Origin of the sequence: Saccharothrix coeruleofusca, assembly GCF_017876325.1 — a bacterium.
Taxonomy (GTDB): domain Bacteria; phylum Actinomycetota; class Actinomycetes; order Mycobacteriales; family Pseudonocardiaceae; genus Actinosynnema; species Actinosynnema coeruleofuscum.
Map to the genome: position 1 here is coordinate 2423609 of NZ_JAGINV010000001.1, position 22900 is coordinate 2446508.

Sequence of the window (22900 nt, forward strand, 5' to 3'; positions counted from 1 at the left end):
GGTGCGGTTCCGAAAACCGGGCGGGGTCCGCGCGGTTGCGCCGCTACCGTCGCGGTCGTGTCCTTCCCGACGCCGGTCATGTCGCCCCGCCACGCGGGGCTGCCGGTGCTGGACGGGTAACACCGTCCGAGGCCCCCGCCCAGGGGCCTCGGGACCGCCGGAGCCCCGTCACCGCAGGAGGTTCCGATGCCGCGGTTCTACGTGACCACCGCCATCCCCTACGTCAACGCCCGCCCGCACCTGGGGTTCGCGCTGGAAGCCGTGCAGGCCGACGTGCTGGCCCGGCACCACCGGCTGCGCGGTGACCGGGTGCGGTTCCTGACCGGCACCGACGACAACTCGCTCAAGAACGTGCTCGCCGCCCAGGCCGAGGGGCTGTCGACCGCGGAGTTGGTCGACCGCAACGCCGAGGCGTTCGCCGCGCTGCGCGAGCCGCTGGCGCTGTCGTCCACCGATTTCATCCGCACCAGCCGGGACACCCGCCACCGCGTCGGCGTCGAACGGCTGTGGCGCGACTGCGAGCAGTCCGGCGACATCTACCGCAAGCGCTACGAGGGCCTGTACTGCGTGGGCTGCGAGCAGTTCTACCGCCCTGCCGAGCTGCCCGGCGGCAAGTGCCCCGAGCACGGGGTCGAGCCGCGCCCCGTCGCCGAGGAGAACTGGTTCTTCCGACTGTCCCGGTACACCGAGCGGCTGCACGAGCTGATCAGCGGCGGCGAGCTGCGCGTCGAGCCCACCGCGCGGCGCGACGAGGTGCTGGCCTTCATCCGGGCCGGGCTGCACGACTTCAGCATCTCCCGCTCCACGGCACGGGCCCGAGGCTGGGGCATCCCCGTGCCCGGCGACCCCGACCAGGTCGTCCACGTGTGGTGGGACGCGCTGGCCAACTACATCAGCAGCCTGGGCTACGGCACCGACGGCCCGCACTACCGGCGGTGGTGGGTGGAGGGCGACCGGCGCGTGCACGTGGTGGGCAAGGGCGTGGCGCGGTTCCACGCGGTGCACTGGCCCGCGATGCTGCTGTCCGCCGGTGCGCCGCTGCCCACCGACGTGCTCGTCCACGACTACCTGACCACCGACGGCCACAAGATCAGCAAGTCCGCGGGCAACGCCGACGACCCCGCGCAGCTGGCCCACCGGTACGGCACCGACGCGGTGCGGTGGTGGCTGCTGCGCGAGGTGCCGCGCGTCGGCGACGCCGACTTCACCTCCGCCCGGCTGGTCGCCCGCGCCAACGAGGAACTGGCCAACGGCTTGGGGAACCTGGTCAACCGGGTGGTCGTGATGGTCCACCGCTACCGCGAGGGCCGGCCTCCCGCCGTGGCGCCCGAGCAGGCGGGGGAGCTGCCTGCCGCGTGCCGGGAGGCGCCGGAGCTGGTGCACGAGGCGTTGACCGCCTTCGACTTCCGGAGCGCGACCTCGGCGGTGTGGCGGATCGTCGAGGAGGCCAACCGGCACGTCGAGCGCGAGCGGCCCTGGGAGCTGGCCCGTGCCGAGCGCGCGGGCGACCGGGCAGCGGGCAGGCGGCTCGACGCGGTCCTCGCCGCGCTGCTGACGGCCTGTCGCGCGCTGGCCGTCCAGCTCACGCCCTTCCTGCCCGTGCTGGCCGCGCGGATCGCCGAGCAGTGCGTCACGCTCTCCGACTCGCTGGCCCAGCCGCGGGTCCTCGTCCGGCGGCTATGACCGTGCCAGCCGCAGCGTCAGGACCTGGAACGGGCGCAGGCGCAGTTCGGCGAGGTCGGCTGCCGCGTCGTCGAGCGGGCGCTCCAGCAGATCGGTCACCCGCACCGCGGCCACCGGGAAGGAGGTGGTCAACCGGGTGGTCGCGCGACCACCCAGCGACTCGTACAGCCGCACCACGACATCACCGGAGCGGTCGTCGGCCAGCTTCACCGCCTCGACCACCACCGCCGGGTCGTCCACCGACACCAGCGGCGCGACCGTCCCGGAGCCGGTGACCTCGCGCGGCGGCAGGTTCGCGCGGTAGCCCTCGCGGACCGCGTCGGCGATGTCCGCGCCGACCACGAGGGCGTAGCTCATCCGGTGCACGCCCTGATCGGCGTGCGGGTCGGGGAAGCGGGGCGCGCGCAGCAGCGACAGCCGGACGGTGGTGCCGCTGCCGTGCGCGTCCCGGTGCCGGGTGACGTCGTGGCCGTACGTGGAGTCGTTGACCACGGCGAAGCCGTAGCCCGGCTCGCCGACGTGCAGCCAGCGGTGGGCGCAGATCTCGAACTTCGCCGCGTCCCAGCTGGTGTTGGCGTGCACGGGCCGGTGCACGTGCCCGAACTGGATCTCCGCGGCGGACCGGTCGGCGTGCACGTCCAATGGGAAGGCCACCTTGAGCAGCTTCTCCGCCTCGTGCCAGTCCACCTCGGTGTCCACGTCCAGCCTGCGCTGCCCGGCCCCCAGCCGCAGCCGCTGGCTGACCCGCGACGAGCCGAAGGCCCGGTCGACGCGCACCACCGCTTCCGCGCCCGCCCACCGCTCGACCTCCACGGCCGTCGTCGCCACCAGGTCGACGCGGGTGTTGCGGTAGAAGGAGTCCACGTCCCAGGCGTCCCAGTCGTTCGGCAGGTCCGGGTGCAGCTGGAGCTGGTTGGCCACCGCGCCGGGCGGCAGCGCTTCCCGGTCCGCGTCGAGGTCGAGGATCGAGGTGACCAGCCCCCGCTCGTCGACCACGATCCTGAGCAGGCCGTTGTCCAGGACGAATCCGTTGTGCTGTGCGGAGACGACGGCCCGGCCCTCGGGGGCGCGCACCGGACCGGCGCCGAGCGCGGGCACGCCGTCACGGGCGTGCGGCGCGGCGTTGAACGACAGCACGTCGGTTCCCTCGCCCGCCAGGGCGCGCTGGCGGGCGTCGATCAGCTCGGTCAGCTCGCGGACGAGCCCGGCGTAGGCCGCGTCGGCCTCGCGGTAGACCCAGGCGATGGAGCTGCCCGGCAGGATGTCGTGGAACTGGTGCAGCAGCAGGACTTTCCACAGCCGGTCCAGCTGCTCGTACGGGTAGTCGGCCAGGTCGGCGACCGCGGCGGTCGCCGACCACAGCTCCGCCTCGCGCAGCAGGTGTTCGCCGCGCCGGTTGCCCCGCTTGGTGCGCGCCTGGCTGGTGTAGGTGCCGCGGTGCAGCTCCAGGTACAGCTCGCCGGACCACACCGGGCGATCGGGGTACTCGGCCTCGGCGGCGGTGAAGAACTCGGCCGGGGTGCCGATGCGGACCTTCGGCGAGCCCTCCAGGTCGGCGGTGCGGCGGGCGCGGGCCAGCATCTCGCGGGTCGGGCCGCCACCGCCGTCGCCGTGGCCGAAGGGCACCAGCGACGTGCGCGCCCGGCCCTTCTCGGCGAAGTTGGCCGAGGCGTGCGCCAGCTCGGCCCCGCTCAGCTCGGAGTTGTAGGTGTCCACCGGCGGGAAGTGGGTGAACACGCGCGTGCCGTCGATGCCCTCCCAGTCGAAGGTGTGGTGCGGGAACCTGTTGGTCTGGTTCCAGCAGATCTTCTGGGTCAGGAACCACCGCGCGCCCGCCAGCCGCACCAGCTGGGGCAGCGCGCCGGAGTAGCCGAAGGAGTCGGGCAGCCACACCTCCCGGCACTCGACGCCGAACTCCTCCAGGAAGAACCGCTTGCCGTGCACCAGCTGCCTGGCCAGCGCCTCACCGCCGGGCATGTTGGTGTCCGACTCCACCCACATCCCGCCGACCGGCACGAAGCGGCCCGCCTCGACGTGGTGGCGGACCCGCTCGTAGACCAGCGGGCTGTGCTGCTTGAGCCAGGCCAGCTGCTGCGCCTGCGACATCGCGAAGACCAGCTCCGGGTGCTCGTCCATGAGCGCGGTGACGTTGGCTGCGGTCCGGGCGACCTTGCGCACGGTCTCGCGCAGCGGCCACAGCCACGCCGAGTCGATGTGCGCGTGCCCCACCGCGACGACCCGGTGCGCGCTGGCGTGCGCGGGGGAGGCGAGCACGCCGCCCAGCTCGGCCCGTGCCGCCTTCGCCGTGCCCGGCACGTCGGCCGGGTCCAGCCGGTCCAGCGCCCGCTCGACCGCGCGCAGCACCTCCCACCGCCGCGGCTGCCGCGCGTCGAGCGCGGCCATCAGCTGCTGCAGCACTTCCAGGTCGTGGACCAGCTCCCACACCTCGACCTCGCGCACCGCCAGGTCCACGCGGGTCAGCACGTACAGGGGCGCGTCGCCCGAGGTGGTCACGTCGCCGAGGGCGGTCGGGCCGCCGCCGAACGCGATGGTCGGGTTGGCGGCGGCCTCGACCAGCAGGTCCACCCGCTCGCCGCCGTCGACCGGGGAGCCGACCGGCACCCAGGTGTTGCGCGGGTTGACGCCCTTGAGCGGCGTCCCGTCCGCCAGGTAGGCCATGCCCTCGCACTGGAAACCCGGCATCGGGGGAGTGAAACCGAGGTCCACCAGCGCTTCCACGGTGCTGCCCGCCCACGCCTCGGGGACCCGCCCGGTCAGCCGGAACCAACTGGTGCCCCACGCGGGCCCCCAGCGGTCGCCGACGGCGGCGGGCGCGTAGGTGGCGGCCAGGGCGCGGTCCACCGGCACGGGTTCCAGGCCCGCGTGCCACACCTCGACCTGCAGCGGCACCGCCCGCGCGTGGACGGCGGGCCGGACGCGCTCGGTCAGGACGCGGTCGAGGCGCCGTTCCACCAGAGCCCGGTCGTCATGCATACCGACCACCGTAGGTCGCCCACCGGGCGTGGCGGCCGAAGTGAACCCGGTCGGGCCAGTCAGCGGTCCTTGACGGTGACGCCGAGCGCCCGCGCGAAGGCGGGCGCGAGGTCCAGCGCCTGGGCGAGGCCGATCGTGGCCCCACCCAGGCAGTCGTGCCCGGTGGCGATGCCGAGCGCGGCGGCGTCGCGGAAGTCCACCTTCTTCAGCCGGGCCCCGTCGAACCGGGTGTCCTCCAGCGTCGAGCCGGGGAAGGTGACGCCGGTCAGCTCCGCGCCGCCGAAGTCCACGTCGCGCAGCACCGAGTCGACGAAGGCGACCTCGCGCAGCCGGGCGTCGCGCAGGTTGACCGAGACCAGCTTGCAGCCGAAGAAGGCCACCCGGTTCAGCTCCGCGCCGAACACCGCGGTCCCGGCGAGGGCGCTGTTGACCACCTCGGCGTCCAGCCACCGGGTCTCGACCAGGTCGGTGCCGATGAACTGCACCGCGTGCAGCCACACGTCGTTGAACCGCGCGCGACGCAGCACGCCCCCGCTGAGCTTCACGGCGGTGAACGCCGATTCGGTGAAGCGCGCGTTGCCCGCGTCGGGTTCGTCGAACTCCCGTTCGCGGAAGTGGACGACGTCGTAGTCCTCGTCGCGTTCCAGCCCGCCGCCCGCGTGCGCCTCCAGGTGCGAGGCGTACGGCAGGTCGACCAGCTCCCTGGGTGCCCGCACGGGCAGACCTTGCCACCGACCGCCCCGTGGATCAAGCTCCGCGTGCCCGGAGTGGCGTAGCGTGCGTTCCGCACCACCTGGACTCGGGAGCTCGCCGCCCCGCCGCCCGCGCGGACCTCCCGAGCGGAGCACTCGAACCGGGAGAAACCCTGTGAAACCGACCTTTCTCCGGCTGGCGGGCGGCGTGGCGGGTGTCGCGCTCGCCGTGCTCGGCGTCGTGGCCCTGCCCGTCGCCGAGGTCTCGGCGGCCACCACGGAGCCCAAGCGCACGGTCGTCTACTACCAGACCCAGTACCGCGGCAGCACCTACGTCTCGCCGAAACCCCTGCTGGACAACAACACCGGCGTCACCGACGTGCTGGTCGCCGCGCTGCACCTCAACGGCGACGGCACCGTCCACCTCAACGACCACCCGCCCGGCCACTCCCGCTACGCCCAGATGTGGACGGACTTGGCGGCCATGCGGGCCAGGGGCGTGCGCGTCTCGGTCATGGTCGGCGGTGCCGCCCAGGGCAGCTTCCAGCGCCTGGACCGCGAGTTCGCCACCTACTACCCGAGGCTGAAGAACGTCATCACCACCTACGGCCTGGACGGCGTCGACCTCGACGTCGAGGAGAACATGTCGCTGGCGGGCATCGAGCGGGTGATCGACGCGCTGCGCGCCGACTTCGGCCAGGACTTCGTGATCACCCTCGCGCCGGTGGCCTCCGCGCTCAGCGGCGGCGGCAACCTCTCCGGCTTCGACTACGAGACCCTGTACCGGGAGCGCGGCAGCCAGATCGACTGGTTCAACGCCCAGTTCTACTGCGGCTGGGGCTCGCTGGCCAACACCAGGGGCTACGACGCCATCGTCAACCGCGGCCTGATCCCCGCCGCCAAGGTGGTGGCGGGTTCGCTGACCGACCCGTCGCTGTGCGGCAGCGGCTACGTCGAGGTGACCACGACCCTGCGCGACACCGTGCGGTCGCTGGTGGCCAAGTACCCGACCTTCGGCGGCGTCGCGGGCTGGGAGTACTTCACCTCGCGGCCCGGCGGCACCGCCCGCCCGTGGGAGTGGGCCGGCCTGGTCTCCTCCTACCAGCGTTAACTCGCCCCCGCCTGCGCGAACTGAGCGTTCGGACACCGCGAACCGAGCGTTCGGGTAGTGCGAACCGCGCGTTCGGGGATACCAGTCGGCGGTCGCGGGCGCTGCAGGGGCGGAACCGGTCAGGCCGGTCCCGCCCCGCGCCGTCCGCGCAGGGCGTAGATGCCGATCACCAGCGCGCCGACGGTCAGCGCGGCGGCGCTGAGCCCCATGGACCAGTGGACACCGACGACGGCCCCGAGCAGCCCCACGGTGAAGCCGCTGCCCGCCCGCAGACCGCCGGAGGACATGCTGTAGAGGCCGATCACGCGGCCCCGGTCCGACGGCGGCGCGAGCAGCTGCACCACGGTCTGGCTGATCGACATCGAGGCCAGGTTCGCCACCCCGCCCACGACGAGCATCAGCAGTGCCAGCGGGTAGCTGCCGGTGATGGCGAAGATGAAGCTGGTCAGGCCGTAGACGGCGGTGCTGGCCACGGCCGCGGCCACGTTGGGCTTGACGCGCCCGGTGGCTTCGAGCACCAGTCCGCCGATGACGCCGCCCGCGCCGTTGGCGAACAGCAGCACGCCGTAGGCGGTTCCCTCGCTGCCCGCGCCCAGGTCGTGGGCGAAGATCGGCATGGCGGACTGCATCGAGGCGCCGATGAAGAACGAGCCGAGTCCGGCCAGCGCGATCATGCTGACCAGCGTCGGGTTGGACCGCACGTCGCGCAGGACGCGCAGCGCGTCGCGCACCCCCATCCGCGATCGCGGGGCGGCGTCGCGGACGTGGCCGGTGTACCGGGTGCGGAACAGGAACAGCGTCAGCGGCAGGTAGAACGCGATGTTGGCGAAGATCCCCGAAACCGGCCCGAGGCCGAGCAGCAGGGCCGAGCCGACCACGGGTCCGAACAGGACGCCGAGGCTGCGGAAGGTGGCGTTGAGCCGGACCGCGCTGGGCAGCTCCTCGCGGCTGACGAAGTCGTGCAGCATCATCTGCTCGGCCGGACCCCACAGCGCGCCCGCGCAGCCGTGCAGGACCAGCAGCACGCAGGCGTGCCACACCTCCAGCGCGCCGGTCAGGAACAGCACGCCCCACGCGGCGGAGACGAACATGAACAGCCCTTGCGCGGCCTGGATGAGGCGGCGGCAGTCGTAGCGGTCGGCCAGCGCGCCGAACCACACCGAGAGCAGCAGGAACGGCACCCAGTGGCTGATCACCTGGAACCCGGCCAGCGCGGGGGAGTGGAACTTCTCCCACAGCACCCAGTAGGTGATGACGTGCTCGATGTTGTCGGCCATCATCGCCAGGCCGGTGCCGACGAGGTACGTGCGGCAGTCCCGGTTGCGCAGCGCCGCGAACCGCGCGGGCCTGGGTGGGACGGGCGCGGCGTCGGTGGGGTTGCAAGCGGCGCACACGGATGGGTCTCCAGCGGGGTCGGGAGGCGATTTCGAGTCACTGTGCCTCGTTAAGCGGACGCTAGCACATTACGAGACACGGTGACTCGTATACTGCGGGGGTGCAGCGCAGCTCAGCCGGTGCCCCTGGTCGTCCCCGCAGCGAGGCGGCCCGGCGCGCCGTGCTGGAAGCCGTGGACGACCTGCTGGTGGACGTGGGCTACGCGGCGATGACGATGAAGGGCATCGCCGAGCGGGCAGGCGTGGGGCGGCAGACGGTCTACCGGTGGTGGGCGACCAAAGCCGAGATCCTGCTCGAGGCGTGCGCGGAGGACGTGCGGGAGGAGCTGGTGGCGCCCAGGGTGGGCGAGGCGCGGGAGGATCTGCTCGGCTACCTCGTGGTGCTGGACCGCTTCCTGGTGGAGTCGCCCGCGGGTCTGGCCTTCCGGGCGCTGCTGGGCGAGGCCCAGCACGACCCCGCCGTGCGCGCCCTGGTCCGCGACGCCGACCTGCTCGCGCTGGCCGCGCGGGACGTCCTCGTGCGCGTGCGCCCTTCCGCGCCCGCCATGCCGGACCTCCCGCTGGCCGCGGTGCAGCTCATCGGCCCGGTCGTGACGCAGGTCCTGGCCACGGGCGAGGGGCTGCCGCGCGACCTGCTCGCGACCCACGCGGCCACCCTGCTCCGCGCCTGGCAGCCCTGACCACGTCGGCAAGTACTACCCGGCACGCCCAGGACGGCCGGTAACCACTACCCGATCAACCACTGCCCGGTTCGGCTTCGGGTAGCAGTTATCGGCCCGATCGGGTGCCACGGGTAGTACTTGCCGACGTGGGGTAGCGGTCGTTGGTGGCCAGGCCGTCGCGTTGGACGGTCCGCGCGACCTGCTCGAGCAGGCCGTGCAGCTGACGTGCCTCGGCGGCGTCGAGAGCTGCCAGCAGTGATGAACGAGGTGGACCCGACCACCATGTTCGGCGGTGACGACAAGGGCTGCACCGACTACCCGGCGCGCACGCGGGCGTAGGCCGACACCACCCGGTGATCCGAACGCGCGGTCCCGGGCCGAGCGCTAGCGTCGGAGGGGTGGATCACGACAGCACTTTCGACGCCGTCCTGTTCGACTTCTCCGGCACGCTGTTCGACGACACCTCCGTCCTGGACCCCGACGCCATCGCCGCCAGCGGTGCGGACCTCGGCGGCCTGACCGCCACCGAGGTGGTCCGCTCGGTGCTCGCGCACGTCGACTCGCCCGCCTCCCTGGAAGCCCGCCGTGGCTGCGACCTGTCACAGGAGGCGCACCGGGCGGTGTGGACGCGGCTGATCGCCGAGTCCGGCCCCTTCGCGCCGGACGTGGTCGACGCCGTCTACGCCGCGCTGACCGACCCGGCCGCGTGGACGCCCTACCCGGACACTGCGGTAGTGCTGAAAGCCCTGCACGACCGTGGTGTCCGGATCGGGGTGCTGAGCAACATCGGCTGGGACATCCGGCCCGCGCTGGCCGACGCCGGTGTGCTGGACCTGCTCGACGCCGTGGTGCTGTCCTGCGAGCACGGCCTGGAGAAGCCGGACCCGGCCCTGTTCGCGCTGGCGTGCCAGGAGATGGGGACGCCGCCCGGCCGCACGCTCTACGTCGGCGACGACCCGGTCAAGGACGGCGCCGCGGTGCGCGCGGGGTTGCCGGTGTACCTGCTGCCGACCGAACGCGCGGTCAATCGCGAGCGCGGGCTGGGTGCGGTGCTGCGCCTGGCCGGTGCTTGAGCCCGGAACGGCCTTCTATGTGCTCAGCCCGAGGGCGGACAGCACCTTGATGGCCTCACTCATGAACCTTCTGAAAGCGTGCTCGTCGGTGAAGTGGAGACAGAACGCACCGTCGGCGAACGAGAGGAATACCTGTCCGCCGCTGATCTCGTGCTCGACCGCGCAGTTGACATCGATTTCCGTGCTCGTTCGAGTGCGTATGCCGAAATCATTTTTCACGGGTCCGGCCGGTCCTTTTCGTATGTGCTGCTGCCACCTGGTGGTTCGGTGGTCACGAGAATGGCCGGGCAGGTGCAATACGTGCACTGGCACCGCCATCGCCACAGTCTGAAGCGGTCGCCGGCCCTGGGGAGTTCGACGTCTTCGGCGGTCGGAACGTGGAATGTGTGCGCCAGGGCGAGGCAGTTCGCGCAGGCGCGGCTGTGGTTCGCGCGATACAAGTACTGCCGCATCGGCATCTGTTCGGCATCTTGATCGCGTGTCACGGCGCAGTCAGATTTCCGGTAAGATGCCCGCAAGGGGCGGGGTCGACAATCCTTAACATTTATTTGACCTCCTGTCGGGGCTGATTCGGGCATCGGGCGGTGATTTCAGGAGGAAGTGCGCGCAGGGCACTGCAAGATCGGAAAGAGTCGACACGTCGCATCCCGCCTTCGCTGTTCCCGCGTGCTTCGGATCTGCCTTGGACAGGCGAACCGCAGATGATGCTATGGCAATTACCTGGGAGTAACCCGAGCTGTCGGCTCGAGTTGGCCAGGGGAGTGGGCTAGAGGGGTACTCCCGCCCGAACAGCAATACGAGCGGCTTCGCCTGCCAAGGTCCGACGACCGCGTTGCACGAGCTGGCGCAGCACGGCATGGGCGGCAGGGCGGTGGCGCACGTCTTCTGGTGCCTGGCGTTCGGCGGCGGCAAGCATCACCAGCGCGCCCATGAAGTCACGGCGCTGTTCGTACCCCTTGGCTTGGTCCAGCAGGAGCGCTACGCGCCGCTCGATGGATGGTGAGCGGTCGTGGTCGATCTGTTCCGCGAGACACAAGCCCTCGGCTCCGTCGCCCGTCTCGACCTCCACTGATACGGCGAACATTCTGACGTTGGTCGGACCGAACGCGGTCCACAGGGTATTGCGCTCGCCGGTGCGCCGAGCGAGGAATTCCGCCAGGTGCAGGCGGTCGCGAGCTACCCACCGGTCCCCGCGACGCGCGGCGGCGATAGCCGCCACCAGCAGGAGCGAGCCGCGCAGGGCGAGCACATCGGCGCTGTCATCCGCCGTGGTGTTCGCCAGTTCTTCGATTCCGTGCATGGCGAGGGCTTCGGCACCCGCCAACTCTCCGCTCGCCAGCAAAACTTGCGCCAGATTCCACCGGGCAACGGCAAGTCGTGATGAATCATCGGCTACCTCGGCGGCCCGGATGGCGCGATCTGCGGCCAGGAGGGACAAGTCCGCGCGCCCAAGCCGCTTGGCAACTGTGCGAACGAGAGCGTAGAGGTCGGCCGCGTGCCGGTGAACCTGTTGCCGGCTGGCCGCTTCACTCGGGCTGCAGTGCGCTGCAAGCGCACCTTCGACCATCGTGACGAGCCGGGGCAGTGTGCGCGTGAGTTGGCTGTAGCGGTGCGGTGATGTCTGCCACTCGTGCCAGGCAACCGCAATGGCGGCATTCACTTCATCCGGACTGGTGGTGCAGGTCTCGGTGACGGGAAACGTCAAAGCCCGGTGCAGTTCATCCCCTGTGGCCTCCGCCGTCCGTCGAGGAGGAGTGGGCACGTGGTGGAGTAGTGCGTCCACGGGTTGCTTCAGCACGTTGGCGAGATCAGCGAGCACGCTGATCGTCGGCAGTTTCGTGCCGCGTTCGATCTGGTACAGGTAATCTACTGTGATACCGGCCAGGCCTGCGGTGACCGGTTGCGTCTTGCCCGCAGCGACACGGTAGAACCGGACCCGCTCCCCGATGCGCCGCGCAAGCTCCTTGTCCATACCCGTCGCTCCCGTTCATCGAGGTTGGATCGGCTCGATGCTACGAGCCGGGCCAGCGCCACCACCGGGTGACAAACTGATGGTCGTGATCACGCCTCGGTTGCTCGTGTTGTGGGACATCGACCACACGCTGCTCGCCTCGCGCGGCGTGGGGCGTGAGATGTACGTCCGGGCTGTGCCCGCCGCGTTCGATCGGCCGTTCGTGGATCTGGCCGACGTGAGCGGCCGGACGGAACTGGACATCATCGCGGACACCCTCGTCCTGCACGGCGTCGAGCCGACGCGGGCCAACGCGACCCGACTGGCCGAGGCGCTGACTGCTTGCTACGAAGCCGCTCGCACCGAGCTGGCCGAGCGGGGGCGGGTGCTTCCCGGCGCGCGGGAAGCACTTGTGGCGCTGGCTGATGACCCGACCGTTCACCAGGCTGTGCTGACCGGCAACCTGCGGTCGGTGGCACGCGTGAAGTTGGAGGCTTTCGGGCTCGACCGGTACGTGGACCTCAACTCGAGTGCCTACGGCGACGACCACAACGTACGGGCCGAGCTGGTGCGCATCGCCCAGCGGCGGGCCGCCGAGCGGACCGGTGGCAGCTTCGACGGCGCCGACACCGTGCTCATCGGGGACACGCCCAGGGATGTGGAGGCCGCGCGCACGGCCGGAGTGCGAGTGATCGCGGTGGCGAGCGGGGGAAGCGGTGTCGACGAGCTGAAGCGGGTCGGCGCTGAAGCCGTGCTCCCCGATCTGACGGACGTTGCGGCGTTGAAGAAGGCGGTCACTCGGAAGGACACCAAGGACGGCTGAGTGCCATCGCGGATGCGTGCCCACGATGGTCGGCTTCGGGCCCGCTGCGCGCTCCGGGGAGGAACGGGGTGCGCCGTCCTCGATCACACCCCTTCAGCGGCCTGCCGGTCGGCGGCTTCGTTGGCGTGCTTGATCTCGGCCATGTGCTCCTCCGCCCAGGTCCGCAGTCCCGCGAGCGCGGTTTCCAGGGACAGCCCGAGGCCGGTGAGCCGGTAGAAGACCTGCGGCGGCACGGTCGGTTCGACCCGGCGGGCCACCAGCCCGTCGCGGGTCAGGGCGCGCAGCGTCACGGCCAGCATCTTCTGCGAGACGCCGGGCATCCGGCGTCTCAGCTCCGCGAAGCGCACCTCTCCCGGCGCGGCGTCGGCGAGGGTCTTGACGGCCATGGACGTCCACTTCGTACCGATGCGGTCCAGCAACTGCCGCGTCGGGCAAAGGGGGTCGAACAGGTCGCCGCGCGCCCCGCGACCGGCGACCCCGGCTCCCGGGGTGGTCACCTGCGGCTCACCACCTTCCCTGAAAGTGCCTTCTACCGAGCGGCACAGCGGTTACCTATCGTTTTGTGGTAACCAATGGTAACCACGTGGAGGAGCCGTCGTGCCCGTCACCACCGCACACCACCTGCGCCGCGTCGAGGTCAACGGCGTCGAGCTCAACGTCGCGATCGCCGGGGACGGACCCGCAGTCCTCCTGCTGCACGGCTTCCCGCACACCTGGCGGCTCTGGAGCGACACCATGGGCCGGTTGGCCGGGCGCTACCGGGTCATCGCCCCGGACCTGCGCGGCTTCGGCGCCAGCGCGCGGGCCGTCGAGGGCTACGACGCGGGCACCCTCGCCGCCGACGCCGAAGGGCTGCTCGACGCGCTCGGCGAGTCCTCGGCGGCGGTGGTCGGCATCGACGCGGGCGTCACCCCGGCCGTCCTGCTCGCGCTGCGCAGGCCGAACCTCGTCCGTCGCCTGGTCGTGATGGAGGGCGTGGTCGGCGACCTGCCCGGAGCGGAGAACATCGTCGGGCGCGGCCTCCCGTGGTGGTTCGGCTTCCACGCCGTCCCCGGCCTCGCCGAGACCGTCCTGGCGGGCAACGAGGCCCCGTACATCAACTGGTTCCTCGACGCGGGGACGCTCGGGCGAGGGGTGCCCGACGACATCCGCGCGGCCTTCGTCCAGGCGTACACCGGGAGCGAGGCGCTGCGCTGCGCGTTCTCCTACTACCGGGCCCTGCCCACCAGCGCGCGGCAGATCCGGGGAGCGGTCGCGACGGCCCGGTTGACCACGCCCACCATGGCCGTCGGCTCCCACCCCGTCGGCACCGCGCTCGAACGCCAACTCCGTCCCATCGCCGACGACCTGGTCGGGCACCACCTCCAGGACTGCGGCCACATCATCCCGCTCGACCGCCCCGACGCGCTGCTCGCGCTACTCGACCCCTTCCTGGCCGCGGATCTGCCGGGGTGAGCGCGGATCAGGGGGTCACCAGCACCTTGCCCAGGTGCCGCGTCACGGCCAGTTCGCGCAGCACGTCCGGCAGGTCGGCGAGGTCGACTGCCCGCGTCACCAGGCGTTCCACGCCCAGCCCGTCGTCCACCAGGGCTTCCAGCGCCAGCGCGAAATCGGCCGTGCTGGTGCCGTAGCTGCCGCCCACGACCACCGGCTTGCCCCGCCACCGCGCGGGAACCGCCCGCTCGCCGCGCCGCACGCCGTCCAGGTCGCAGTCCAGCCCCGGCAACCGGTCCCCGGCGCGGGTGCCGCCGTAGAGCAGCACCAGCCCGCCGGGGCGGAGCAGGCGCAGCGCCTCCTCCAGCAGGTCCGGGAAGACGAAACTGGCCGCCACGACGACGACGTCCTGGCTGTCCGGGGCCACCGTGCGCGACACCTCCTCCGGCAGGACCCCGTTGTCGCGCAGGAAGTCCAGCCGGTCAGGGGTGCGGTTGCGCAGCGACGCCACCGCCCCCGCCCGGCGGGCCAGCGCCGCGATCAGCACCCCGGCCACGCCCGCCCCCAGCACGCACACCGCCGCGCCGCGCAGGTCCGCGCCGCGATGGCGGACAGCCGAGGTCAGGCAGTGCGCCGCGCACGCCGCGGGCTCGGCGAACACCAGGCGCCGCGCGGCCACCCCCGGTGGGGCGACCGGCAGCGCCCGCGCCACGGCGTCCTCCTCGCCGCACACCCACAGCTGTTCGGCGAAGCCGGTGCCGCGCCGCACGGGCGGGTTGGGGTCGAGGCACACCCGCGTGCCCGGCGGCAGCCGCGCCGTGGTGCTGTCCACGACCTCGCCCACCAGCTCGTGCCCGAACTGCCCCGGACCGCCGCGCGTGCCCGTGACCTCCTTGAGGTCGGAGCGGCACACGCCCATCAGTTCGGTGCGCACGAGCACCCCGTGCGCGCCCTCCGGTCGCACGGGTGGACCGGCGGAGAGCACCGGCCCCGCCGTCGACAGGTCCACCGCGCGCACCTACAGCATCTCCAACGCCTCGCCGAACCGGTCGGCGATCAGGTGGGCGTCCTCGACGGTCAGCACCAGGGGCGGGCGCAGCTCGATCACGTTGCCCTCGCCGTGCTCGGAAACCCTGGTGATCACACCGCGCTGGGCCAGCGCCCGGTTCAGCGCGGCGGCCAGCCGCGGCGAGCGCGACCCGTCCGGCTCGGCCAGCTCCACGCCCAGCATCAGGCCGACGCCGCGCACGTCGTCCACGCAGGGGTGATCGGCCCGCAGCGCGGTCAGCCGCTCCAGCAGCACCGCGCCGGTCGCGCGCACGTTGGCCAGGAACTCCGGCTGCCGCACGATCTCCAGCGTCACGGTCGCGGCGGCGGCCGAGAGGGTGTGGCTGCCGTAGGTGAAGCCGTGCATGGACCTGGGCATCCCGGTCAGGCGCTCCTCGGTGAGGATCGCGGCCAGCGGCAGCCCGCTGCCGGTCAGGCCCTTGGAGGTGGTGATGATGTGCGGGCTGACGCCGAAGTGGTCGGCCGCGAACAGGTGTCCCGTGCGACCCATGCCGGTCTGGTTCTCGTCGAAGATCAGCACGATCTCCCGCGCCTCGCAGAACTCCTTGAGCCGCTGGAGGTAACCCGGCGGCGGCACCACGTTGCCGCCGACACCGCTGATCGGTTCGACGACCATCGCCGCCACGCTGCCGGAGGAGGCGTAGGTGATGAAGTCCTCGATGCGGTCGACGCACCACAACCCGCACGAATCCGGTGTCTGCCGGTAGAAGCAGCGGTGGCAGTAGGCGTCGGGCACCCGCACCGCACCGGGCAGGTGGTAGGGGAACGGGGCGCGCATCCGCGAGGTGCCGTTGTAGCTGGCGGTGGCGATGCTCTGCCCGAGGTGGCCGCGGAAGGGCACGATCACGTCGCGCTTGCCGGTGTGCCACTGGGCGATCTTGATCGCGCCCTCGTTGGCCGTGGAGCCGCCGGAGCTGCGCAGGTTGACCCGCGTGAGGTTGGCCGGGCTGAGCTCCACCAGCTGCCGCATCACCTCGTTGGTCGGGCCGGTCTGGAACGAGGAGCTGGCGAACACCAGTTCCTCCGCCTGCTCCTTGACCGCCGCGACCACGGCCGGGTGGTTGTGCCCCAGCACCAGGTTGAACGTGCCGGACACGCAGTCGAGGTGCTCGCGGCCGGTGGAGTCCCAGACGCGCACGCCCTCGCCGCGCACCAGCAGCGCGTCGCCCAGCTCGTAGTAGGCGTGCTCGCGGGGGTCGACGCCGGTGAGCGGGTTCATCAGCGCAGCCCCAGGCTTTCCAGCTGGGTGTCCACCCACCGCTCCAGCGTCCACGGCCGGGCGGTGTCGCGGCGCACCTCGGCGGCCCGCGCGCGTTCCTCCGGAGAGGACAGCAGGCCGGCGGCGATGGCCTCGGCCTGCTCCACGACGTCCTGCGGGTTGACCGTGCGGCACACCGGGGCCAGGATCTCCGCCGCGCCCGTCATCTCCGACAGCACCACGTCCGCGTCGCGCCGGTTGACCAGCGGCGCCTCGAACACGCTGAGGTTCTGGCCGTCCACTGTGGAGTTGAACACCAGCAGGTCGGCTCGCTCGAAGCAGCCGAAGGTGTGGTCCACGTCGTTGTCGCAGTGCGTGCGCACGGTGTCCTCGCCGAGCTCGGCGTTGGCCGCGGCGACCTCCTCCTCGACCCGCCGCACGTAGTCGGCGTTGGCCGGGACGTAGAGCCGGTTGGGGTTCATCCGCACCAGCATCCGCGTGCCGCGCAGCTCCGGGTTGTCCCGCACCGCCTGGACGAACGCCCGCACCGCGCGCCAACCGTTCTTGATGGGGTCGGTCCGTCCGGAGTGGACGACCAGCCGGTGCTCACCCGCCCACTCGGCGATGCCCTCCGGCAGCTTGGACCGGCGGCGGGCCAGCGTCTCGGGGCTGTAGCCCAGCGGCTGGGTGCGCACCCGCGTGGTGCGCCCGCGCCAGCGGACCTCGGCGGCGGCGTGGTCGACCTCGGCGTCGGGCAGCAGGTCGGCGACGCAGGACAGGAAGTTCCCGGTCCACCGGCTGGTGAAGAAGCCGATCACGTCGGCGGCCAGCATCCCCTCCAGCACCTCGACCCGGATCGGCCTGGGCAGGATGCGCCAGTAGTCCGCCGACGGCCACGGGATGTGCACGAACAGCAGGATCGGCGCGTCCGGCCGGTGCGCCCTGATCCGCGCGGGCACGCACACCAGCTGGTAGTCGTGCACCAGGTAGACCGGGTCGGGGTCGTCGGCGGAGCGGTTGATCATCTCGTCGGCGAAGTCGCCGGTGAACTCGGCGAACCGCTCCCACGCCCGCCGGGTCTCCGCGCCGAAGGTGGGCGTGGTCCAGCGGTCCCAGCCGTAGTTGTTGCCCGCCCACATCAGCTCGGCGGTGAAGAAGTCCTGCACCACCCGGAACATCTCGCGGTCGTGGCGCAGCTGGTGGACCCGGATGGTGCGGCCCGAGGGCAGCTCCACGACCGAACCGTCGGGGTGCTGCTCGGCGGCCTTGTGGTCGTCCTCAGTGTCGGCGCTGACGATCCACGACACGTCCAGGTAGCCCGCCTGCTCGGCGACCACGTTGCCGGTGCCGCCGGGAGCCAGCCACGCCCGCAGCTCGCCGGTGTCCTCGTCCGGCGCGTAGGTGACGACGGCCCGCTTGCTCGCCAGGAACAGGTGCTTGTCGGTCAACGGTCCTCCACTGCTCGGTGCGTCTTGCCCAGTGCTTCGGACAACCTCCGCGCGCTCTCGTCCACCCCCTCCGGCTCCAGGCCCGCCAGCTCGGGCAGCGAGTCCGCCCGCTCGCTGTGCAGGCAGGCGTTCTCCGGGCGGCAGGCGTACGGCCCGTCGGCGCGCTTGGCGGGCCGCACCAGGTCCGCGTCGGCTCCCAGCGCGGCGGCGATGCGCAGCGCCCACTCGTAGCGCGACAGCCGGTCCGGGCCGCCCAGGTGCAGCACCCCGGTGCGCCCGGCGGCCAGCAGCGCCGCGGTCCAGGCGGCCACGTCGTCGACGTGCACCGGGGTGTTCCAGTGGTCGTCGGGTACCCGCAGGACCTGGCCCGCACGCAGGGTCCGGGCGCAGGTGGTGGCGAAGTTGGGGCGCAGCCCGTCGGGGTCCCAGCCGTGCACCAGGCTCACCCGCAGCGCCAGCGCCGCACCGGTGTCGAGCAGGGTGCGCTCGGCGGCGAGCTTGGCCGCGCCGTAGGCGTTGGCGGGGCTGGTCGGGGCGGACTCGCCGCTGCTGGGCCTGCTGCCGTCGAAGACGTTGTCGGTGGAGATCAGCAGCACCGGGCGGCCGTCCGCGGCGTCGGCCAGGTGCCGGGCGCCGCCGGTGTGCGCGGCCCGCGCGGCCTCGGGGTTGGCCTCGCACCAGGTGATGTCGGACGGGCCGTGCACCGCCACCAGCGCGTCGGGGGAGTGCTCGCGCACCGCCGCCCGGCAGGCTTCGGGGTCCCGAACGTCCAGCGGGTGCCACGGCAGGCCCGCGGCGGAGGCGGCGGTGGGGCGCCGTCGGGAGCAGACCACCGCGTGGTCGCCGCGTTCGCGCAGGTGCGCGGCGATCGTGCCGCCGAGGTAGCCGCTGCCGACCACGAGCGCCCTCATGACGCCGTTCCCGGTGCGCGCACCACGATCGACGCGGCGGCCACGAGCAGGCCCCCGCACGCCACGGCGGTCAGCGCCGGGGTGAGCCCCCAGGCGCCCGCCATCACGCCCACCACCGGCGGGCTGACCAGGAAGCCGAGGTAGGACAGCGTGGTGACGGCGGCGATGGCGCCGGGGCGGCGCGCGTCGTCGACGGCCGCGCCCGCCAGGCCCAGCAGCGTCGGCAGCGCCGGGGCCAGTCCCACGCCCGCGATAGCGAACCCGGCCAGCGCGAGCGCCGGGGGCAGCCCGGCCCGCGCGGCCAGCGCGGCCGTGCCGATGCCGACCGCGCCCAGCGCGCCCCCGGTCAGCACCAGCGCGCGACCGGAGACCCGGTCGCCGCGCCACTGCGCCAGCAGCCGCCCGGCGAACAGGCCCGCCATGTAGCAGGCGGGTGCGGCGCTGCCCAGCAGCGGGCCCGCGCCCATGCCCTGCTCCAGGTGCAGCGCCCCCCACTGCTCCACGGCGTTCTCCACGAACAGCACCACCGCGGCCAGCACCCCGAACGCGATCAGCAGGGGCGCCACCGAGCGGCGCGGGCCGGGTTCGGCCGGGGCCGCCCGCCACCCGTCGCGGTCCACCGCCAGCAGCGCGCTGAGCAGCACCAGTCCGGCGATCACCAGCAGCACCGGCAGCGGTGCGACCCCGTTCTGCCTGGCCAGGCCCACGGCGGGCGCGGCGAGCACCATGGCCAGCGGGGTGGCGGCGTGGACCTTGTTGAACAGCCGCACGCCGTCGCGCGCCTCGTGCGCGGCGGTGGTGGTGTTGAGGGCGACCTCGATCGCCCCGGAGGTGGCGCCCACCAGCAGCAGCGAGGCGGCCAGCGCCAGCGGTGAGGTCGCCAGGCCGGGCAGCGCGCAGGCCACCGCGAACGCCACCAGCACCACGGGCAGCGTCCAGGCGCGCAGCGCCCTGGCCAGCGGTGCGGTGGCCACCATCGCGGGCAGGGCGCCCACCGGGATGCCGAACAGGGCGAGCCCGAACTGGGCCTCGGTCGCGCCCACCTGCTCGATCAGGCCGGGCAGGAGTGCGGCCCAGCCACCCCAGAACAGGCCCCAGCTCGCCGCGGCGGCGATCAGGCCCGTGGAAGCGGAGCGTGTGGCTGCTCTGACCGGCACGGATACCTCCTGTCACCTAAAGTGCATAGGTGTCTACTCTAAGTTATTCTGGTACGGGTGGAAACACAACACGTGCCCTTTTCGGGTGATCCCCGAGAGGAGAACGATGGACCGTCACGGCTACCAGATCCGCGACCACATCCCTCTGCCGACCAGTCTGGGCCCGGTGCGCGTCGACGTCACCAGGGACGACTCCTACGACATCCGCGTGGTGCCCGATGTCGACAGCGCCGTGGCGGCGCTGCTGGACGAACTCGACGGCCACCGCGCCGCGGTGGTCACCGACCACGTGGTGGCCGACCTGCACGCGGAGCGCTTCACCACCGCCTTGGCCGAGCGCGGCCTGCTGCTGGGCACGACCACCGTGCAGGCGGGTGAGAAGAGCAAGTCGCTGACCACCGCCTTCGAGCTGATCGACTGGCTGGCCGAGCTCGACTTCGCCCGCCGCGACGTGGTGGTGGCGCTGGGCGGCGGCGTGGTGGTCGACACCGTCGGCTTCGTCGCCAGCGCCTACATGCGCGGCGTGCCGTACGTGAACGTGCCGACCACGCTGCTGGCCCAGGTCGACGCGGGCATCGGCGGCAAGGTGGCGGTGGACCACAGCGAGGCCAAGAACCTCGTCGGCGCCTTCTACCAGCCCAGGGCGGTGATCTCCTGCTTGGCGCACCTGCGCACGCTGGACGAGCGCCAGGTCCGCTCCGGGCTGGCCGAGGTGGTCAAGAAGGCGGTGATCGCCTCCCCGCCGCTGTTCGACTTCATCGAGCGCTGCGCGGACGAGCTGCTCGCCTGCGCCTCCCCGGCCATCGACGTGCTGGTGCACGCGGCGGGCGCGATCAAGACCCAGCTGGTCGGCCGCGACCCCTACGAGGTGGACCTGCGCAGGCCGCTGAACTTCGGGCACACCACCGGTCACGCCGTCGAGACCGTCACCGGCTACGGCCCCGTGCTGCACGGCGAGGCCGTCGCGTTCGGCATGGCGGTGGCGGTGGACGTGGCTCGCGGACGCGGGCTGATCGTGCCCGAGGTGGCCGACCGGGTCATCGGGCTGATCCGGCGGCTGCGCCTGCCCGTGGCGCTGCACGAGCTGGCCCAGCAGCCCGCCGTGGACGACGTGCTGGCGGCGATGGGCAAGATCCGGCAGATCCGCGACGGCAGCCTGCGCTTCGTGCTGCCGGTCGAGCTGGGCACCACGATCATCGCCGAGGACGTCACCGAGGACGAGGTGCGCCGGGCGCTGGTGCGCGACCGGGCGGCCACGCCGTGAGCACGCTGTGGGCGGTGGACGCCGGGGGCAGCACCACCACCGCCACCGGACCGGGCGGCAGGTCGCGCCGCGGGTCGGTCAACCCGGCCTCGGTGGGCGCCCAGCGGGCGGACGGCGCGCTGCGGTCGCTGTTCGCCGATCTGGCCGCGCGGCTGCCCGGCGGGGCCGGGTTGGGCTGGATCGCCACGGCCACGCTCGACCCGGTGGACCCCGAGCGCGAGCTGGACCGGTTGCGCGCGCTGGCCGCGGACGCGGGGCTGCGCGGCCGGGCGGTGGTGTCCAACGACGCGCTGCCCTGGCTGGTGGCGCCGCCGCTGGCGGGCCGGGGCGCGGTGGTCGTGTGCGGGACCGGGTCGGGCTTCCTGGCCCGCGACGGGGCGGACGCGCCCACGCGGGTGGGCGGCTGCGAGTACCTGGGCAGCGACGAGGGCAGCGCGTTCGACATCGGCCTCGCGGGGCTGCGCGCGGCGGTGCGCGCGCGGGACGGCCGGGGACCGGAGACCGCGCTGGCGGAGGCGTTCCGGCCGACACCCGCGCTGCTGGCCCGCGACCTCGCGGCACGGGCGTTCCCCAAGGCCGATGTCGCGGCGCTGGCCCCGGTGGTGTGCCGGGCGTGGCTGGAGGGCGACGAGGTGGCCGCGTCGATCGTGGCGCGCGCGGTGGACGAGCTGGTCGTCGGCGTCGCCGCGGCGGCGCGGTCGGCGGGGCTGGAGGACGAGTACCTGGTCGCGGCGGGCGGCGGGGTGCTGCGGGGCAACCCCGAGCTGCTCACCGAGCTGGACTGGGCGCTGCGCGCCGCGCTGCCGGTGAGCGGGCTGGTGCCGGTGCCGGACCCGGACGAAGCGGTGCTGGCGGCGCTGACCGCCTGCGTCCGCGACGGCGACATCGTCCTGCCGCCCGGTCTCGACGGCGCCTGCGCCTGGCTGCTGGACCTCACCCCGGACCGGGCCGCTCCCGGCCCGACCGCTCCCGAACGGGCGGTCCCCGCGCCGGAGCCGCCCGCGACCGGGAACGGCGACGCGCGGGCGGCGGTGCTGCCGGAGCCGAGGGCCGCCGGACCGGCGAGCACCGCTCCGGTGGCGGTGGGGCTGTGCCTGGCCGCGTGGGGCGGCGCGGGCCTGGACGCCGCGGTCGCCGCCGCCGTCGAGGCCCGTGTGGACGCCGTGGACCTGCCCACCGACAGCACCTCCGGGCTGGTCGACGCCGACCGCTGGGCGCGGGACGCGGACTACCGGGCGCAGCTGCGGGCCGCGCTGCGCCCGGTCGCCGTCACCTGCGTCAGCAACAGCCGCGACACCCAGCTCCTGCTCGGCCCGCACGGTCCGCACACCGATCCCGTGCTGCGCGGCAGTCCGGACCAGAAGCGGGCGCACGCGCTGCGGCACGCCCTGAACGCCGTGCGGATCGCCGCCGACCTCGGCGCCGCGCAGGTCCGGCTGATGCTCGGCGTGCCAGACCTGGCGCGCTGGCTGTCCTGGTGGCACAGCGAGGTCGGCTGGGACGACAACGTCGCCGCCTGGCGCGAGGCGGCCGAGCCGGTGCTCGACCTGGCCGCCGAGCACGGCGTGGAGCTGCTCGTGGAGCCGCACCCCAAGCAGGTCGCCCACGACCCGCCGAGCACGCGCGCCCTGCTCGACGCGGTCGCGGACCACCGCGCGTCGGTGCGGGTGTGCCTGGACGTCGCCAACATCGCCGCCACCGGGCACGACCCGCTGGGGTGCGTGCGCGGCTGGGGCCTCGACCTGGGCGCCGCGCACGCCAAGGACCTCCAGCGCTGGACCGGCCCCGGCCTGCCGACCGGGGCGGGCTGGTCCCGCTACGGACCGGGGCCCGCGATCCGGTTCCGCGCGCTGGGCAGCGGCGACCTGCCGTGGCCCGCGCTGGTGGCCGCGCTGCTGGACGAGGGCTTCACCGGTGTGCTCTACGTCGAGCACGAGGACGCCCTGCTGCCCCGGCGGCAGAGCGTGGCCAACTCGGTGCGGCTGCTGCGCGCGCTGTTGCCCGACAGCCAACCGCAGGGGAGGACGTGGTGACGCC

At 73.0% G+C, this 22900-nt stretch carries 19 protein-coding genes; 9 read left to right on the forward strand and 10 right to left on the reverse strand.

Features of this window, described 5'->3' with window-relative positions; all coding sequences use genetic code 11:
• The first annotated feature begins 186 nt into the window (after positions 1 to 186).
• Positions 187 to 1683 (forward strand): methionine--tRNA ligase, encoded by a 1497-nt coding sequence (metG, locus tag JOF41_RS11145; RefSeq protein WP_209618369.1) that lies wholly within the window; start codon positions 187 to 189, stop codon positions 1681 to 1683.
• Here the strand turns inward: metG and JOF41_RS11150 are convergent.
• Both JOF41_RS11150 and JOF41_RS11155 read right to left on the reverse strand, forming a co-directional pair.
• Positions 1678 to 4677, reverse strand: coding sequence for an alpha-mannosidase (locus tag JOF41_RS11150; RefSeq protein ID WP_209618372.1), 3000 nt, complete (start codon positions 4675 to 4677; stop codon positions 1678 to 1680). The two genes, metG and JOF41_RS11150, sit on opposite strands and share 6 nt — an antisense overlap.
• 59 nt (positions 4678 to 4736) lie before the next feature.
• Entirely contained in the window at positions 4737 to 5393 is a 657-nt protein-coding gene (locus tag JOF41_RS11155) for a pentapeptide repeat-containing protein (RefSeq protein ID WP_209618375.1), read from the reverse strand.
• A 151-nt stretch (positions 5394 to 5544) separates the two neighbouring features.
• On the opposite strand from JOF41_RS11155, the gene JOF41_RS11160 reads away from it, so the two are divergent.
• Positions 5545 to 6480 carry a glycosyl hydrolase family 18 protein gene (locus JOF41_RS11160; protein WP_307867372.1) on the forward strand — a complete coding sequence of 312 codons (936 nt, stop codon included), beginning with the start codon at positions 5545 to 5547 and terminating at the stop codon, positions 6478 to 6480.
• A gap of 119 nt (positions 6481 to 6599) precedes the next feature.
• Here JOF41_RS11160 and JOF41_RS11165 read toward each other — a convergent pair whose 3' ends face one another.
• The gene (locus JOF41_RS11165) at positions 6600 to 7874 is read right to left on the reverse strand and encodes an MFS transporter (protein ID WP_209618379.1); all 1275 of its coding nucleotides are present in this window, start codon (positions 7872 to 7874) and stop codon (positions 6600 to 6602) included.
• A 101-nt stretch (positions 7875 to 7975) separates the two neighbouring features.
• Here JOF41_RS11165 and JOF41_RS11170 point away from each other — a divergent pair, with 101 nt between their 5' ends.
• From JOF41_RS11170 to JOF41_RS11180, 3 genes are all read left to right on the forward strand, one after another.
• Positions 7976 to 8554 (forward strand): TetR/AcrR family transcriptional regulator, encoded by a 579-nt coding sequence (locus JOF41_RS11170; protein WP_229795675.1) that lies wholly within the window; start codon positions 7976 to 7978, stop codon positions 8552 to 8554.
• 380 nt (positions 8555 to 8934) lie between these two features.
• Positions 8935 to 9609: an HAD family hydrolase gene (locus JOF41_RS11175; RefSeq protein WP_209618382.1), complete on the forward strand. Its 675-nt coding sequence runs from the start codon at positions 8935 to 8937 to the stop codon at positions 9607 to 9609.
• 78 nt (positions 9610 to 9687) lie between these two features.
• On the forward strand, positions 9688 to 10083 hold the full coding sequence (locus tag JOF41_RS11180) for a hypothetical protein (protein ID WP_209618385.1): 396 nt from the start codon (positions 9688 to 9690) through the stop codon (positions 10081 to 10083).
• 292 nt (positions 10084 to 10375) lie between these two features.
• Here JOF41_RS11180 and JOF41_RS11185 read toward each other — a convergent pair whose 3' ends face one another.
• Complete coding sequence (locus JOF41_RS11185; protein ID WP_209618388.1) at positions 10376 to 11581, reverse strand: helix-turn-helix domain-containing protein; 1206 nt, start codon at positions 11579 to 11581, stop codon at positions 10376 to 10378.
• A gap of 79 nt (positions 11582 to 11660) precedes the next feature.
• Between JOF41_RS11185 and JOF41_RS11190 the strand changes: the two genes are divergently transcribed.
• Complete coding sequence (locus JOF41_RS11190) at positions 11661 to 12383, forward strand: haloacid dehalogenase-like hydrolase (protein WP_209618391.1); 723 nt, start codon at positions 11661 to 11663, stop codon at positions 12381 to 12383.
• A gap of 83 nt (positions 12384 to 12466) precedes the next feature.
• Here JOF41_RS11190 and JOF41_RS11195 read toward each other — a convergent pair whose 3' ends face one another.
• Positions 12467 to 12880: a winged helix-turn-helix transcriptional regulator gene (locus tag JOF41_RS11195; protein ID WP_209618394.1), complete on the reverse strand. Its 414-nt coding sequence runs from the start codon at positions 12878 to 12880 to the stop codon at positions 12467 to 12469.
• Between the two features lie 100 nt (positions 12881 to 12980).
• Here JOF41_RS11195 and JOF41_RS11200 point away from each other — a divergent pair, with 100 nt between their 5' ends.
• Positions 12981 to 13838: an alpha/beta fold hydrolase gene (locus JOF41_RS11200; protein ID WP_307867373.1), complete on the forward strand. Its 858-nt coding sequence runs from the start codon at positions 12981 to 12983 to the stop codon at positions 13836 to 13838.
• Between the two features lie 7 nt (positions 13839 to 13845).
• Here JOF41_RS11200 and JOF41_RS11205 read toward each other — a convergent pair whose 3' ends face one another.
• Genes JOF41_RS11205 through JOF41_RS11225 form a run of 5 tightly spaced genes read right to left on the reverse strand, consistent with a single transcriptional unit; the run spans position 13846 to position 19599 of the window.
• On the reverse strand, positions 13846 to 14826 hold the full coding sequence (locus JOF41_RS11205) for an alcohol dehydrogenase catalytic domain-containing protein (RefSeq protein WP_209618397.1): 981 nt from the start codon (positions 14824 to 14826) through the stop codon (positions 13846 to 13848).
• Between the two features lie 9 nt (positions 14827 to 14835).
• Positions 14836 to 16104 (reverse strand): aspartate aminotransferase family protein, encoded by a 1269-nt coding sequence (locus JOF41_RS11210; protein WP_189223827.1) that lies wholly within the window; start codon positions 16102 to 16104, stop codon positions 14836 to 14838.
• Positions 16104 to 17531 carry a trehalose-6-phosphate synthase gene (locus JOF41_RS11215; RefSeq protein WP_209618401.1) on the reverse strand — a complete coding sequence of 476 codons (1428 nt, stop codon included), beginning with the start codon at positions 17529 to 17531 and terminating at the stop codon, positions 16104 to 16106. Before JOF41_RS11215 ends, JOF41_RS11210 begins: the two co-directional genes overlap by 1 nt.
• Positions 17528 to 18442, reverse strand: a complete 915-nt coding sequence (locus tag JOF41_RS11220) for an SDR family oxidoreductase (RefSeq protein ID WP_189223825.1) — start codon at positions 18440 to 18442, stop codon at positions 17528 to 17530. The genes JOF41_RS11215 and JOF41_RS11220 overlap by 4 nt, the downstream gene beginning before the upstream one ends.
• Positions 18439 to 19599: an MFS transporter gene (locus JOF41_RS11225; protein ID WP_189223824.1), complete on the reverse strand. Its 1161-nt coding sequence runs from the start codon at positions 19597 to 19599 to the stop codon at positions 18439 to 18441. Before JOF41_RS11225 ends, JOF41_RS11220 begins: the two co-directional genes overlap by 4 nt.
• Before the next feature lie 106 nt (positions 19600 to 19705).
• Between JOF41_RS11225 and aroB the strand changes: the two genes are divergently transcribed.
• Both aroB and JOF41_RS11235 read left to right on the forward strand, forming a co-directional pair.
• The gene (aroB, locus tag JOF41_RS11230; protein ID WP_189223823.1) at positions 19706 to 20863 is read left to right on the forward strand and encodes a 3-dehydroquinate synthase; all 1158 of its coding nucleotides are present in this window, start codon (positions 19706 to 19708) and stop codon (positions 20861 to 20863) included.
• Entirely contained in the window at positions 20860 to 22896 is a 2037-nt protein-coding gene (locus tag JOF41_RS11235; RefSeq protein ID WP_209618403.1) for a TIM barrel protein, read from the forward strand. The genes aroB and JOF41_RS11235 overlap by 4 nt, the downstream gene beginning before the upstream one ends.
• Positions 22897 to 22900 lie beyond the last annotated feature (4 nt).

Bases quoted from the DNA above. Each gene is read 5' to 3' on its own strand.
- metG (WP_209618369.1), top strand. From the start codon at position 187: ATGCCGCGGTTCTACGTGACCACCGCCATCCCCTACGTCAACGCCCGC.
- JOF41_RS11150 (WP_209618372.1), bottom strand. From the start codon at position 4,677: ATGCATGACGACCGGGCTCTGGTGGAACGGCGCCTCGACCGCGTCCTG.
- JOF41_RS11185 (WP_209618388.1), bottom strand. From the start codon at position 11,581: ATGGACAAGGAGCTTGCGCGGCGCATCGGGGAGCGGGTCCGGTTCTAC.
- JOF41_RS11190 (WP_209618391.1), top strand. From the start codon at position 11,661: ATGGTCGTGATCACGCCTCGGTTGCTCGTGTTGTGGGACATCGACCAC.
- JOF41_RS11210 (WP_189223827.1), bottom strand. From the start codon at position 16,104: ATGAACCCGCTCACCGGCGTCGACCCCCGCGAGCACGCCTACTACGAG.
- JOF41_RS11220 (WP_189223825.1), bottom strand. From the start codon at position 18,442: ATGAGGGCGCTCGTGGTCGGCAGCGGCTACCTCGGCGGCACGATCGCC.
- aroB (WP_189223823.1), top strand. From the start codon at position 19,706: ATGGACCGTCACGGCTACCAGATCCGCGACCACATCCCTCTGCCGACC.